The organism is Microbacterium sp. NPDC055502 (genome assembly GCF_053643635.1).
Map to the genome: position 1 here is coordinate 1,998,246 of NZ_JBSHKJ010000001.1, position 14,597 is coordinate 2,012,842.

A 14,597-nucleotide genomic window follows, 5' to 3' on the forward strand; every position below is an offset into this window, starting at 1 on the left:
GGTCAGAGCGTGCGGTCGAAGGCGCCGCGGCGGGTGGAGACGATCTCCTTGCCGAGGGGCATGAGGGAGACCGGGATCATCTTGAAGTCGGCGATGCCCATCGGGATGCCGATGATGGTGACGCACAGGGCGAGGCCGGAGACGATGTGTCCGATCGCGAGCCACCAGCCCGCGAGGATGACCCAGAGCACGTTGCCGAGGAACGAGCCGACGCCGGCGGTCGGCTTGCTGACGACCTCGCGGCCGAAGGGCCAGATGGCGTAGCGGGCGATGCGGAACGAGGCGATCGCCCAGGGGATGGTGACGATCGGGATGCACAGCAGCACTCCGGCGAGCAGATAGCCGAGGAAGAGGGCCCAGCCGGCGAGGATGACCCAGATGATGTTGAGGATCGTGCGCATTCTGCGATTGTGTCATCCGGTCGCGGGCGCGGCTGGGGATCCGCCCGGAGGTCCCGGGTGGGCGCGCGAACCGATGCCAGACTGACCGCATGACCGGAATATTGGTGCAGGACGTCAGCAGGGCCTTCGGGACGGTGCAGGCCGTACGCTCGGCCACCCTCCGCGCGGAACCGGGCAAGGTGACCGGACTGGTCGGGCCCAACGGTGCGGGCAAGACCACGCTGCTGCTCATGCTCGCGTCGCTCCTGGCACCCGACACCGGCACGATCCGCATCGGCGGCGTCGACCCGGCCGAAGATCCGCTCGCGGCCCGGCGACTGCTCGGCTGGATGCCCGACGCCCTCGGCGCCTGGCCCTCGCTCACCGCCCGCGAGACCATCGTCACGACCGCCCGGCTCTACGGCATCACCGCCGCGGATGCCGCCGTCCGCGCCCAGCAGCTGCTCGCCCTCGTCGGCCTGGGCGAGCTCGCCGACTCGCCGGCCAAGGTGCTGTCGCGCGGACAGAAGCAGAAGCTCGGCCTCGCCCGCGCCCTCGTGCACGACCCCCAGGTGCTGCTCCTCGACGAGCCGGCCTCCGGGCTCGACCCCGAAGCGCGCGTGCAGCTGCGGGTGCTGCTGCGCCGGTTCGCGGCCGAGGGTCGCACGATCCTCATCTCCAGCCACATCCTGTCGGAGCTCGAAGAGGTCGTCGACGACGCCGTGTTCCTCGTCGCCGGATCGGTGGTCGACGCCGCCCCCGCGCAGAGCAGCGTGCGCGCGTGGCGCATCCGCCTGGCGGGCGTCACCCCGGAGCGTCTGAGCGCCGACACCTGGCAGGTGGCATCGCAGCTCGGCCTCGCGCCCGAGTCGCTCGCCGTCGACCGCGGCGCCGTGCTCGTGGGGTTCGCCGGGGAGGACGCGGCCGCCCAGTCGCTGCGGCGGCTCGTGGAGGCGGGACTGCCCGTGGCGGAGTTCGCACCGGCGCAGAGCGACCTCGAGCACACGTTCCTGCACCTGCAGCACCCCGCGCCCGCACAGCCGGCGACCGCGCCGACCCCGCCACCGCCCGCCCCGCCCGCGGCCACATCGCCCGCGACCACCGAAGGAACGGAGGCCGGCGCATGAGTCTCGCGAACATCGGCATCATCGCCCGGCTCGAACTCACGCAGCGGCTGCGGAGCGTCGGCTGGTACGTGCTCCTCGGCGTCTTCGCCCTCGTGCTGCTGGGCATCACCGGGCTCGCGTTCGCCGTGTACTCCTGGGGCGACGCGGTCGGCGCCGGGGTGTACTCCATCGTCGTCAACATCGTGCTGCTGCTCGTGGTGCTCGTCTCGCCGACGCTCAGCGGCAACGCGATCAACGGCGACCGCGATGCCGCCACCCTCGGTGCGATCCAGGTCACGGCCGCGTCGACCGGCGACATCATGCTGGGCAAGCTCCTCGCCGCCATCGCGACCGGCGGGGCGTTCCTGCTCGTCGCCGTGCCGTTCCTGGCGCTGTCGTTGCTCGGTGGCGGCGCCGATCCGCTCGTGCTCCTGGTGTCGCTGCTCGTGCTCGCGGCCGAGATCGTGGTGGTGGCCGCGATCGGGGTCGGGCTCAGCGGGCTCATCGCGCGCCCCCTGTTCTCCGTCGCGGCCACCTACCTCGTCGTCTCGGGGCTCGTGGTCGGCACGCTGATCGTCTTCGCGCTGGGCGGCATGGCCATCCGCAGCGAGGCCACCAGCTACAGCCGTCCGTACGACGCGAACGGCAACGTCGAGTGCGACCGGTGGGAGGTGTCGACGACCTACGAGGCGCCGCGCTTCGACCTGGTGTGGTGGGCGCTCGCCGCGAACCCGTTCGTGGTGCTCGCGGATGCCACGCCCACCGAGTTCTCCTCGGACGGGTACCCCGTCGACCTGTTCGGCCAGATCAAGTACGGCCTGCGCAGCGCCCAGCAGTCACCGCTGGAGCAGCGGTGGGACGAGTGCGACACGGACGGGAACTACCGCACGCCGCAGGAGGTCATCGAGTCGTCGGTGCCCAGCTGGTTCGTGGGGCTCGGGGTGCAGGTCGTGATCGCCGGATCGCTGTTCGCCGGGGCCTGGGCGCGCACCCGCACGCCCGCGCGACGCCTTCCGCCCGGCACGCGGATCGCCTGACGGTACGGGAGGTCACGCCCTGTGCTCGGATTCTCTGACCCAGCTCGAGTACTCGACGAGTGCTCTGACGTCCGACGCCGCCAACACGCGAAGGTCGTCGTCGGGGAACAGGGTCTGAACGGTGAGCACAGGATGGCCCTCCGCATCGAGACGACTTCCCACGGCTTCGAGGTTGAGCGGATCGGCGCGGACGATTCGAGCGTGTGCATCGCGCACCTGCGCGAGCGTGTGGGCGGAGGCTACGACGCGGAGATCGTCGCCGAAGAACGGGCGTAGTCGATCCCGCACCGTGTCGACGTCGTACGCCACCACGTAGTGAAGGTAGTGGCGTGACCCGTGACGCTCCTGGCACAACGGAACCCACTCGGCCGCGAGGGGCGGATCGTCGGAGAACAGCAGGTTCGCTACGTCCTCGGTGAACGGCGCGTCGAACGGCGCGGGAACATGCTCCTCGATTCCGCGGAATCTCGCCGGCGGTTCGCGCGTCAACGCTGGACGCGCCGAGATCACCCGGAGCGCACGCTCCGTCACCGTTGCCTGGATCTGCACGAGGCCGCCGTCCTGAGCGGCCAGAAGTTCGGCGCTCGGATCGGTGAGACGCAGTCGCGCTCCTGGAAGCGGTGGTTCGGAGGGGCGCTCGATCTCAAGCTGGAAATCGCCCTCTCGTCGAAGAGCGCCCGTGCATGTCACCGTCGAGCCCACGCCGAGGAATGCTGTAAGGGGTTCGATAGGGGGCATCAGCATCCGCAGGGGTCGTAGGGGTTGTCTTCCAGGACCCAGAGCGCGTATTTATAAGGCGGCCATGGGTAACCGGGAGCCTTCGTGTCGCGACGGCACTGGTGATCATAGAGGCCGTACTTGGCCGCGAGGCCAGACGACTTCAGGTGCTTCCAGCGAGCTTCGCAGGTGCTGATCGATTTGAAACCGCTTTGCCATGGACGCCAATGCATCGCCGCGCTAGCCTGCTCTGCTGTCCCGATGGTCAGCATGAAGGCCAACAGGGCCGTCAAAATGGCGGCGGAGAATCGGGATCCCCGCCCGGAATTGACTGTCGTTTGCACGTTGCTACTCCCTCGAAACTGGTGGACCCGGGCATCAGGACCGGTCGGAATCCGGGCCTCGTGCGGGCCACGGTAAGTCGAAGTCGCGGGTACGCGGACGCAGGGGTTTTGGGATATCGGGATGAAACAGCGACGGAGGCCGCGGGATCGCCACCCGCCGTTCACCGTCCGTGCACCGGGCGGACCGACGGCGTCCACCGGGGGTCGGTGGTCTGGGCTCGTACCCGTCTGAGCCCGTCCGGGCGATCCCTCCAGGAGACTCCATGCCCCGCTTGCAGTCCGCAGCGGCGGTCGCGGCGGTGTGCGCACTGAGCGCCGCCGCCCTGCTCGCCGCCCCCGCCGCGGTCGCCGCCACCGGCGTCCGTCCGACCGAAGAGACCGCGTCGGTCGCCGACCCGTCGGGGCTCGTACTGAACGAGATCGTCTACGACGACGCGCCCACCGGGCTCGCCGACCAGGTCGAGCTGTACAACGCGGGCGACACCCCCGTGGACCTCGCGGGCTGGACCATCGCAGACGAGAAGCGCGACAGCGTCGGTCGAGCACCGGAGGGCACGGTGCTGGCGCCCGGCGAGTTCCTCGTGCTCGTGAAGGACGTGGACTTCCCGTTCGGGCTCGGCAAGGGCGACGAGGTCGTGCTCGTCGACCCCAGCGGCGTCGAGGTCGACTCCTACGCGTACGACAACACGGCCCCGCTGTCGGTATGGGCGCGTTGCCCCGACGGCACGGGGGCCTGGGCGCCGGCGACCGCGGTGACGCCGGGAGCGCCCAACGACTGCAGCGTCGCGCCCGTCGACGGCTCGATCCGCATCAACGAGGTTGACTCGCAGCCCGCCGACTGGGTGGAGTTCCACAACCCGGGCGCCGAGGCGCTCGACCTCTCCGGATACGAGGTCCGCGACAACTCCGACGACCACCGCTGGACGTTCCTGCCGGGCACGCAGATCGCGGCGGGGCAGTTCCTCGTGGTGGAGGAGGGCACGATCGGCCTGGTCGATGGCGTCGAGACCGCGTTCCGCGACCCGATCGGCATCGGCAGCGCCGACCGCATCCGTCTCTTCGACGCGTCGGGAGCGATGATCGACGACACGCTGCCCTGGCAGGGTCATGCCGCGATCGACGGGGACGCCGCCGCGGCCACTCTGGCCCGCTGCCCCGACGGGGTCGGCGCGTTCGTGCTCGCCTACGCGACCCCGGGAGCGGCGAACTCCTGCGTCCTGCCGTCGGTCGCGATCAACGAGATCGAGTCGAACGGCGACGCCACCGACTGGGTCGAGGTCATCAACACCGGCAGCACGCCGGTCGACCTGTCGGGGTGGACCGTGATGGACAACGACCCGGTCGGGCACGCCGCCGAGACCACGCCGCTTCCCGCCGGCACCGTGCTGGCGCCCGGCGGTTACCTGGTGTTCGACCAGCCCGAGGATTTCGTCTTCGGGCTCGGCAACGGCGACACCGTGACGATCCGCGACGCGAACGGCACCGCGGTCGATCAGCACGTGTACCCCGCACACGCCGAGGGTGTGTGGGCGCGCTGCGCCGACGGCTCGGGCGAGTTCATCGATGCACCAGCCGCCACCAAGGGAGCGCGCAACGCCTGCGGCAACCCGGTGCGCATCAACGAGGTGGAGTCCGACGGCGGCTCGCCCGACGACTGGGTCGAGCTCGTGAACCCGACGACGGCGGCCCTCGACGTGTCGGGCATCGTCGTGAAGGACGACGACGACGCGCACGCCTACGCGATCCCCGCCGGCACCTCGATCGCCGCGGGCGGCTACCTCGTGATCGAGCGCGCGCAGCTCGGGTTCGGCCTCGGCGGAGGCGACGCGGTGCGGGTGTTCGACGGCGATCTGCTCGTCGACGAGACCAGCTGGGGTGAGGGGCACGCGGCCGTCACCTGGGGCCGCTGCCCCGATCTGACGGGCGCCTTCGCGGTCACTGCGGAGTCGACCAAGGGTGCAGCAAACGTGTGCGCCGGCGAGGTGCCGGTGGGCGCGTGGCCCGGCTCCGCGGAGGTGCGCGTGGTCGACGAGACCCCGACGTTCCTGGAGGACAGCTCCGGCCTCGACGTGCAGGAGACGGCCGACGGTGCGGTGCTGTGGGTCGTGGACAACGGCGAGGGGCGCATCTGGAAGCTCGACGCGCACGCCGACGGCTCGGTCGAGAAGGCCGACGGCTGGGACGAGGGCAAGCGCGTCCGCTTCCAGAAGGATGCGCAGGACCCCGGCGCCGCCGGCCCCGACACCGAGGGCATCACGGTCGACGGCGACGGCTTCGTCTACGTCGCCTCCGAGCGCGACAACAGCGCGAAGGGCGTGAACCGGAACGTCGTGCTGAAGGTCGACCCCGAGGCGAACGCCGGAGACCTGGTCGCCCTGCAGGAGTGGGATCTGACGGCACTGCTTCCCGCGGTCGGCGCGAACCTCGGCGTGGAGGCCGTGCAGTGGGTGCCGGACGCGGCGCTCGCCGGGAAGCTCTTCGACGACACCACGGGCGCCGCCTACGACCCCGCCGACCACGCCGGTCACGGCAGCGGCCTGTTCCTGGTCGCGGTGGAGGACAACGGGCACGTCTACGCCTTCGCGCTCGCCGCGGACGGCACCGCGACCCTGGTGTCGGAGCTCGCGCCGGGTCTCGCCGGCGTCATGGCCCTCGACTGGGACACGGTGCGGAACACGCTGTGGGCGGTCTGCGACGACGGCTGCCAGGGTCGTTCTGCCGAGATCACCCTCAACGGCACCGCACAGCCGGGCATCGCCCACTATGCGCGACCGGCGGGCATGCCCGACATCAACAACGAGGGCTTCGCGACCGCGCCGGCCTCGCTGTCTGTCGACGGACAGCGCCCGGTGTGGTGGTTCGCCGACGGCTTCGCCGCGCAGGCGCTGCGCACCGGCACGCTGCCAGGCGGCGTGGACGGCGAGAACCCGGGCGGCGAGAACCCGGGCACCGGCACTCCGCCGCTGCCGGGGACCGACCTCGTCGACGGCAACCGTCACGGCGTGACGGTCGACCCGGCGGTCGCGAGCCGGGGTCAGCGGGTCACGGTCACGGTCGGCTCCGCCGCCGCCGGCTCCGCCGCCGAGGTGTGGCTGTACTCCGACCCGGTGCGCCTCGCCACGGGGACCCTCTCGGCGACGGGCGCCCTCACGGTCACGGTCCCGGCGGACGCGGCCCTCGGCGCCCACCGCATCGCGGTCTATGCGGCGGACGGAGCCCTGCTGGGCTGGGCTGACCTGCGCATCGCGGAGGGCACGGGCGCCGCGGGCGGCCTCGCTGCCACGGGCGCAGAGCTTCCGGTCGCGGCGGCGGTGCTGGCGCTCGTGCTGCTCACGTCCGGTGCGGTGGCGGTCGGACGCCGCCGTCGCGCGCACTGATCGGGCGGAGGGGCGCGCGGGCGAGGCTCGCGCGCCCCTCTCGGCGTGCGCACGACTCCCGGGACCGCGATGTCGGTGCCGCCGCCTAGACTCGTAAGGTCATGACCGAAGCCCCTCTCATCGTCCCCGGATCCGTCGGCCCCCAGTCCTCCGGCGCCCCCGCACAGGACGACCTCCTCGCCGGCCTGAACCCGCAGCAGCTCGAGGCCGTCACCTACCGCGGCCCCGCACTCCTGATCGTCGCGGGGGCGGGGTCGGGCAAGACCAGCGTGCTCACGCGCCGCATCGCCTCGCTGCTCCGCAACCGCGAGGCATGGCCGAGCCAGATCCTCGCCATCACCTTCACGAACAAGGCCGCCGGCGAGATGCGCGAGCGTGTCGAGGGCATCATCGGCGACGCCGCGCGGGGCATGTGGATCTCCACCTTCCACTCGGCCTGCGTGCGCATCCTCCGCCGCGAGGCGCAGCAGTTCGGCTTCACGAAGAACTTCACGATCTACGACTCCGGCGACTCGCGCGCGCTCATCAAGCGCCTGGTGAAGGAGCACGAGGCCGACGCGTACGGCCTCACCCCCGCCTCGGTGCAGGGGCGCATCTCCAAGCTCAAGAACGAGCTGTCCGACGCCGAGTCCTACGCGCGCCAGGCGAACATGACCGATCCGGCGGAGCGCGTGTTCGTCGAGGTGTTCGCCGACTACCAGCGGCAGCTGCAGCGCGCGAACGCGTTCGACTTCGACGACCTGATCGGGCAGACCGTGTACCTGTTCCGGGCGTTCCCGCAGGTCGCGGACACGTATCGGCGGCGGTTCCGGCACATCCTGGTCGACGAGTACCAGGACACCAACCACGCCCAGTACGCGCTCATCCACGAGCTCACGCGTCCGGTGTCGGGTGTGGGATCGGCGCCCGATCCGTATGCCTCGAACGGCATGATGATCTTCGAGCCCGACCCCGAGCCCTCCGCGGGCGCGGGCGAACCGGGAGCATCGCTCACGGTGGTCGGCGACTCCGACCAGTCGATCTACGCGTTCCGCGGTGCCGACATCCGCAACATCAGCGAGTTCGAGCGCGACTTCCCCGGCGCGAAGGTCGTGCTGCTGGAGCAGAACTACCGCTCTACGCAGAACATCCTCTCCGCGGCGAACGCCGTGATCGGCAACAACTTCGACCGCAAGGACAAGAAGCTCTGGAGCGACCGGGGCGACGGCGACAAGATCATCGGGTTCACCGGCTACTCGCAGCACGACGAGGCGCAGTTCGTCGCCGACGAGGTCGAGGCGCTGCACCGCGCCGGCATGCCATACTCCGAGATGGCCGTGTTCTATCGCACGAACTCGCAGTCGCGCGCGCTGGAGGAGATCTTCATCCGCTCGGCCGTGCCCTACAAGATCATGGGCGGCACCAAGTTCTACGAGCGCGCCGAGATCAAGGACGCGCTGGCCTACCTGGTCGCCGTCGCGAACCCGGCCGATGAGATGGCGGTGCGCCGCATCCTCAACAAGCCGCGGCGCGGCATCGGCGATGTGACCGAGACCGCGATCGCCCGGTTCGCCGACGAGCACGGCATCACGTTCCGGGAGGCGCTGTCGATGCCCGGTCAGCTCGGTGTCGGGCCCAAGATCCAGGCCGCGATCGCGCAGCTCGACGCCGTGCTCGCGGAGGCGACCGCGATCATGCTGCCCGCCACGGGCGAGGTGCCGCCGCCCACGTCGGTCGCCGACGGTCTGAGCCTGCTGCTGTCCAAGAGCGGCTACCTCGACGCGCTGCGCGCCAGCCGCGACCCGCAGGACGAGGCGCGCGTGGAGAACCTCGACGAGTTCGTCGCCGTGACCCGCGACTTCGCGCGCAACAACCCCGAGGGCACGATCACCGACTTCCTCACCGAGGTCGCCCTGGTGTCCGACGCCGACGACCTCGACGACGAGTCGGGGTCGGTGTCGCTCATGACGATGCACACCGCCAAGGGCCTGGAGTACGACGCGGTGTTCGTGACGGGTGTGGAGGAAGACCTCATCCCGCACCGCATCTCGGCGGGGGAGCCCGGGGGGCCGCAGGAGGAGCGTCGACTGTTCTACGTCGGCATCACCCGCGCCCGCAAGCGCCTGCACCTGTCGCTCGCGATGACGCGGGCTCAGTTCGGCGAGGTGTCGGTGGCGATGCCGAGCCGGTTCCTGCAGGAGATCCCCGCGGCGCTGATCGATTGGCGGCAGTCGCCCGGCGACGTGAACTCGCGCGGCGGCATGCAGTCGAGGGCCCTCAACGCGCGGCGCTCGGGCGGCTTCGGCGGTTCGGGCTCCGGCGACCGGTTCGGCGTCAAGCCGCTGCCGCGGGAGTCGCTCAAGCCCCTGTCGACCGCGATGGACAAGATCCCCAACCGGGTGACCGCCAAGATGCGCGACAACGGCGACCTGGAGCTCGCGGCGGGCGACCGCATCCGGCACGTCGACTTCGGCGAGGGCCGCGTGGACGCGGTCACGGGCGAGGGGGCGAAGCGGATCGCCCACGTGCGGTTCGACACGGCGGGGCAGAAGAAGCTGCTCATCAAGGTCGCGCCGATCGAGAAGCTGTAGCGCCGCGCGCGGGGCCGGAACACGCAGACGGTTAGGCTGGCTCATATGGCCCTCTTCTCCCGCCGCAAGAAGTCCGGCGACGACGCTGTCGCTTCCCCCGAGGTCGAGTCCACCCCGGTCGAGTCTCCTGAGACGACCGCACTCGAGACGACCGCACTCGAGACGACCGCGCCCGAGGGAACCGCGTCCGAGGCGAGCGCGCCCGAGGGAACCGCCTCCGCGACCGGAGCGCCGGCGACCGAGGGTACGGATCCTGCGCCCGAGGCCGCCGCGACGCCGACCGTGGGCATCTCCGTGCAGGCGTTCCGCGGCGTCGGCGCCGAGGCCGGCCCCGAGGTCGCGCCCCCCGCTGCCGAGCCGGACCCCAGCGCCCCCACCGTCACCTCTCCCGCCACCGCCCCCGCCTCCACCGCCCCCGCTTCCGCACCCTCCGCGACCGCCCCCGCCGCGCGCCCGACCGGGCAGCCCGCGACGCCGCAGGAGCGGAAGCTGCCGCTGGCCCCGGCCCTCCCGCCGGAGCAGACGGAGAGCGTCCCCGGCATGAAGGACAACGTCCTGCTGCGCGAGGCCCTGGCCCAGATCGAGGCCGGAGCGTCGAACGAGCAACTGCTCGGGGTGCTGCGGCAGGCGCTGCAGAGTCACCTGTTCATCCGCGTGAACGGCGACGCCAGGGAGCAGATCAGCGAGGGCAAGCCGCTCGCGGTCGCGGTCGTGCGCGACGGCGATCGTCAGTTCATGCTCGCGTTCAGCTCGGCGGCCGCGGTGCGCGACTCCGTGCAGCTCGAGGGTGACCCCTCCGCGACGTCGGCGGTCGCGCAGCCGTCCACCTCGGTCATGCAGCACGTGGTCGCGGGGGAGTTCGCCGGACTCATCATTGACAACGCCTCGGCGCCGCACCGCGTGGTGTTCCCCACGGAGCTGCTGGAGAAGACGCTGGAGCAGGCCGACACCGAGATGACGGTCAAGTCCCTGATCGCCGGTCCGCGCGCGCAGGACACCCCCGCGAAGGTGGGGGAGGCCCTCGCGACGACGCGCATGTGGGTGGCCGTGAACGACGGATCCGGAACCGGTCAGGTCGGCATCGCCGAGGCCCAGACCGCCGACGGCCGCCGGTTCCTGCAGCTCTTCTCGCACCCGCTGGAGGTCATCGCCCTGGGGCGTGGCGACCGGCCGCTGCCGTTCGAGCCGGAGCAGCTGGCGAAGGTGCTCACGAGTCACGCCGAGATGGCGGGCGTGATCGTGGACTCCGCCGGTCCGTCGATCGTGGTGGAGCGCGACGCCCTCGCACCGGTCCTCGTCCGCGCCGTGCAGATCGACGACTGAGCCGAGCGTGTTCCCCCGGCCGCCGGGGGTTCCGCCCGTCGGAGGTGCGCCCTAGGGTCGGATCATGGCCTCCGAACGCGTGACCCTGACCGTCTCCGACCCCGACGGGGAGCGCGAGGTCTCCCTCTCCAGCCCGAACCGGGTGGTGTGGCCCGACCTCGGCATCACCAAGGCCGAGCTGGCGGAGTACGTGCAGCAGGTCGCGCAGCCGTTCCTGTCGGCCAACGGCCATCGCCCCGTGTCCCTCGAACGGTTCCGCGACGGCGTCGGCGCGAGCGGGGAGCCGAGGGCGGAGGGCTTCTTCTCGAAGAACCCGCCCAAGGGCACCCCCGACTTCGTCGATGCCGTGACCGTGACGTACAACAGCGGCCGCCGACACCCGCAGATCGTGCTCACCCGGCCCAGCGCGATCGTGTGGGCGGTGCAGATGAACACGATCGTGTTCCACCCGTGGGCGTCGCTGGCGGAGAACTCCGACAACCCGGTGGAGCTGCGCATCGACCTCGACCCCCAGCCCGGCACCGGCTTCGCCGAGGCCGTGCCCGCGGCCCACGCGCTGCGGGAGGTGCTGCACGAGGCCGGTCTGGAGGCGTTCGCGAAGACGAGCGGCAACCGCGGCCTGCACGTGTTCGCGCCGATCGAGCCGACGCACGAGTTCCTCGACGTGCGGCACGCGGTGATCGCGGCAGGGCGCGAGCTGGAACGACGCATGCCCGACCGGGTCACGACGAACTGGTGGAAGGAGGAGCGCGGCGAGCGGCTGTTCGTGGACTTCAACCAGGCCAACCGTGACCGCACCATGGCCGGCGCCTACAGCCCCCGTGCGCTCCCGGGAGCGACCGTCTCGACGCCGGTGCACTGGGACGAGCTCGACGACGTCGATCCGCGCTCGTTCACGGTGCGCAGCATCCCGCAGCGACTCGACGACATCGGCGACCCGTGGGCCGACATGCAGGCGACGCCGGGACGCATCGACACCCTCCTGGAGTGGTGGGAGCGAGACCTGGCGGCGGGGCTGGGCGAGCTGCCGTTCCCGCCCGAGTTCCCCAAGATGCCCGGCGAGCCGCCGCGCGTGCAGCCCAGCAAGAAGAACGCCGCGAACTGGGACGAGAACGGCAACCCCGTCGAGGACTGACCCGGCTCAGCTGAGCACGTCGGCGAGGTCGTAACCCGCGACCGTGTCGAGCTGGTCGTACGTGCAGGAGCGCGCGTCCCGGTCGGGTCGCCACCGCTCGAACTGCACCGTGTGGCGGAAGCGCGCACCCTCCAGCTGGTCGTACCGCACCTCCAGCACGCGCTCGGGGCGGAGGCGCACGAACGACACGTCCTTCGACCCGCTGAACCGCGAACGCTCACCCTCGCCCGTCACGGCCGCTCCGGAGGCGTCGCGCTCCACGAGCGGCGCGAGCTCCTCCACCAGCTGCTGGCGCCGCGCGTCGCTCCAGGCCGCGACACCGCCGACCTGGCGCAGTGTCCCGTCGGCGTCGTACAGCCCGACCAGCAGCGAGCCCACCCCGGAGCCGGACTTGTGGATGCGGTAGCCGAGCGCGACCACGTCGGCGGTGCGGGCATGCTTGATCTTGAGCAGGGTCCGCTTGCCCGGCGCGTAGGGCTGGTCGAGCGGCTTCGCCACGACGCCGTCGAGCCCGGCACCCTCGAACTCCTCGAGCCAGCGGACGGCGGCGTCGCGGTCGCGCGTGGTGCGGGTGAGGTGCAGGGGATGCTCGACCGCCTCCATCACGCTCTCCAGCCGGGCGCGCCTCGTCTCGAAGCTCTGCGTCTGCAGGTCGTCTTCGCCGTACGCGAGCAGGTCGAAGGCCACGAACATGGCAGGGATCTCCGCGGCGAGCTTCGCGACGCGCGAGGCGGCCGGGTGGATGCGCTGGCTGAGGGCTTCCCAGTCCAGCCGCTGCGCTCCCTGCGGCCCGGTCGCCACCACGATCTCCCCGTCGAGCAGGCACGGGCCGGGGAGCAGCTCCGGGATCACGTCGACGAGCTCGGGGAAGTAGCGCGTGAGGGGCTTCGCGCCGCGGGATCCGATCTCGACGGTCTCGCCGTCCCAGGCGATCAGCCCGCGGAAGCCGTCCCACTTCGGCTCGAAGAGCAGTCCGCCGGGATGCTTCACGGGGTCGGGCACCGTGGCGGTCGCCTTGGCGAGCATGGGGGCGGGGATCTCGTAGCGCATGCACCCATCCTGGACCGCGGGCATCGCGGGGAGGAAGGGGTTGCGGTCAGCCGAACAGGTCGCCCAGCTCCGCCGGCGTGCCCGCGTCGCGCAGCACGGTGTGCGCCGCGTGCCAGCCGGCCATGCCGTTGACCGCGGGGCCGGGCGGGGTCGAGGCCGAGGCGAGGTACACGCCGGGCATCGGGGTGCGCCAGGGCGCGGGGGAGAGCACGGGACGCCGCAGCGCCTGCCGCATGTCGAACACGCCCCCGGAGATGTCGCCGCCGATCTCGGCCGGGTTGAGGGCCTCGCGGGAGGACGCCGGCACCGCGTGGTGGGCGAGGATGCGGTCGCGGAACCCCGGAGCGAACCGCTCGACCTGTGCCGTGATGAGCTCGGTGGGGTCGAGGTCGCTGCCGCCGGGGACGTGGATGTAAGCCCACAGCACGGCCTTGCCCTCCGGAGCCCGCGTCGGGTCGAACACCGAGGGCTGCACCGCGAGCACGTAGGGCCGGTCGCTCACGCGCCCGATCGCCACCGCGTTCTCGCTGTTCCACACCTCGTCGCGGTCTCCGGCCACGTGCACGGTCGGGGCGTTCCGCACGTGCGGGTTGGCCCACGGCACGGGGCCGTCCAGGGCGAAGTCGACCTTGGCGGCGGCCGCACCGTAGCGGTAGGCACGCACGGCCCTGGCGTAGCGGGCGGGGATGTCGGGGTGCGTGAGGGCGAGCCGCGGCGAGGTATTCAGCAGCAGCACGTCGCCGCGCGCGGGGTCGCCCCCGTCGAGGCTGGCGAGGTCGCCGACGTGCACCCCGGTCTCGACGGTGCCGCCGTGCGCCTCGAGATCGGCGATCAGGGCGTCCGCGATGGTCTGGGATCCCCCGCGCGGGTACGGCCACCCTCCGGCGTGCGCGAGCGCGGCCAGCAGCAGCCCCGCCGCCGCGCCCGCGAGCGTCGGCTGCGGCGAGTTCGCGTGCGCCACGACCCCCGCCATCAGGGCGGCGGCCTCGTCGGTGCGGAAGGCGGCGCGGGCGAGGGGAGTGCCCTGATCCAGCATCCGCACCGCGTAGCGCGCCGCGGTGACGGGGTCGCGCGGGATGCGCAGGAGCTGGTTGCCGGTGAAGTCGGTCACGCCGTCGATGTGTGTGGTGAGCGGCCGCAGTCGTCGCAGCCAGGCGTCGCGGTCGGGCCCGAGGTCGGCCGCTGTGCGTTCCAGGTCGCGCCACGCGATGGCCGCTCGCCCGTCGTCGAGCGGGTGGGCGAAGGAGATGTCGGGCCGGATCCACGTGACGCGCTCGTCGAGGCCGAAGGCCCGGAAGAACGGCGAGGCGAGGGCGGCGGGGTGCACGGCGGAGCACACGTCATGCCGGAACCCCGGGAGCGTGGTCCCCTCGGTCGTGCGCAGGCCACCGCCCGCGGTGTCCGCCGCTTCGAGCACGCGTACCCGGTATCCGGCTCTGGCCAGCGCGACGCCCGCCGAGAGGCCGTTCGGTCCGGAGCCGATGATCGTCGCGAGGGGCATGGCGCCAGTCTCGCATGCGGCAGACGGTCGGCCGAGGGGGTTGCGCCGTGCGATCCT

10 protein-coding genes are annotated in these 14,597 nt (G+C 71.8%); 6 read left to right on the forward strand and 4 right to left on the reverse strand.

The genetic code is table 11. From position 1 onward, the window contains the following. Window positions 1-2 precede the first annotated feature (2 nt). Window positions 3-401, reverse strand: a complete 399-nt coding sequence (locus tag ACWH95_RS09805) for a YccF domain-containing protein (RefSeq protein WP_136033547.1) — start codon at window positions 399-401, stop codon at window positions 3-5. 89 nt (window positions 402-490) lie between these two features. On the opposite strand from ACWH95_RS09805, the gene ACWH95_RS09810 reads away from it, so the two are divergent. Together ACWH95_RS09810 and ACWH95_RS09815 are read left to right on the forward strand one after the other, a co-directional pair. After that, window positions 491-1,507 carry an ABC transporter ATP-binding protein gene (locus ACWH95_RS09810; protein ID WP_136033545.1) on the forward strand — a complete coding sequence of 339 codons (1,017 nt, stop codon included), beginning with the start codon at window positions 491-493 and terminating at the stop codon, window positions 1,505-1,507. Next, window positions 1,504-2,523 carry an ABC transporter permease gene (locus ACWH95_RS09815; protein WP_136033543.1) on the forward strand — a complete coding sequence of 340 codons (1,020 nt, stop codon included), beginning with the start codon at window positions 1,504-1,506 and terminating at the stop codon, window positions 2,521-2,523. The genes ACWH95_RS09810 and ACWH95_RS09815 overlap by 4 nt, the downstream gene beginning before the upstream one ends. 12 nt (window positions 2,524-2,535) lie before the next feature. Here ACWH95_RS09815 and ACWH95_RS09820 read toward each other — a convergent pair whose 3' ends face one another. Next, complete coding sequence (locus ACWH95_RS09820) at window positions 2,536-3,267, reverse strand: hypothetical protein (RefSeq protein ID WP_136033541.1); 732 nt, start codon at window positions 3,265-3,267, stop codon at window positions 2,536-2,538. Window positions 3,268-3,847: 580 nt separating this feature from the next. On the opposite strand from ACWH95_RS09820, the gene ACWH95_RS09825 reads away from it, so the two are divergent. The 4 genes from ACWH95_RS09825 to ligD all read left to right on the forward strand — a co-directional run bounded on the left by ACWH95_RS09825 (window position 3,848) and on the right by ligD (window position 11,989). Beyond that, window positions 3,848-6,961, forward strand: a complete 3,114-nt coding sequence (locus tag ACWH95_RS09825) for a lamin tail domain-containing protein (RefSeq protein ID WP_378803472.1) — start codon at window positions 3,848-3,850, stop codon at window positions 6,959-6,961. A 101-nt stretch (window positions 6,962-7,062) separates the two neighbouring features. Further along, window positions 7,063-9,531 (forward strand): ATP-dependent helicase, encoded by a 2,469-nt coding sequence (locus tag ACWH95_RS09830; RefSeq protein WP_136033538.1) that lies wholly within the window; start codon window positions 7,063-7,065, stop codon window positions 9,529-9,531. Between the two features lie 45 nt (window positions 9,532-9,576). Then, entirely contained in the window at window positions 9,577-10,854 is a 1,278-nt protein-coding gene (locus ACWH95_RS09835) for an SseB family protein (protein ID WP_378803473.1), read from the forward strand. A 64-nt stretch (window positions 10,855-10,918) separates the two neighbouring features. Continuing rightward, window positions 10,919-11,989, forward strand: a complete 1,071-nt coding sequence (gene ligD, locus ACWH95_RS09840; protein ID WP_378803474.1) for a non-homologous end-joining DNA ligase — start codon at window positions 10,919-10,921, stop codon at window positions 11,987-11,989. Window positions 11,990-11,995: 6 nt separating this feature from the next. On the opposite strand, the gene ACWH95_RS09845 is transcribed toward ligD, so the two are convergent. Then, window positions 11,996-13,039 carry an ATP-dependent DNA ligase gene (locus ACWH95_RS09845; RefSeq protein ID WP_378803475.1) on the reverse strand — a complete coding sequence of 348 codons (1,044 nt, stop codon included), beginning with the start codon at window positions 13,037-13,039 and terminating at the stop codon, window positions 11,996-11,998. 46 nt (window positions 13,040-13,085) lie between these two features. Continuing rightward, entirely contained in the window at window positions 13,086-14,540 is a 1,455-nt protein-coding gene (locus ACWH95_RS09850; protein ID WP_247638466.1) for a phytoene desaturase family protein, read from the reverse strand. Window positions 14,541-14,597 lie beyond the last annotated feature (57 nt).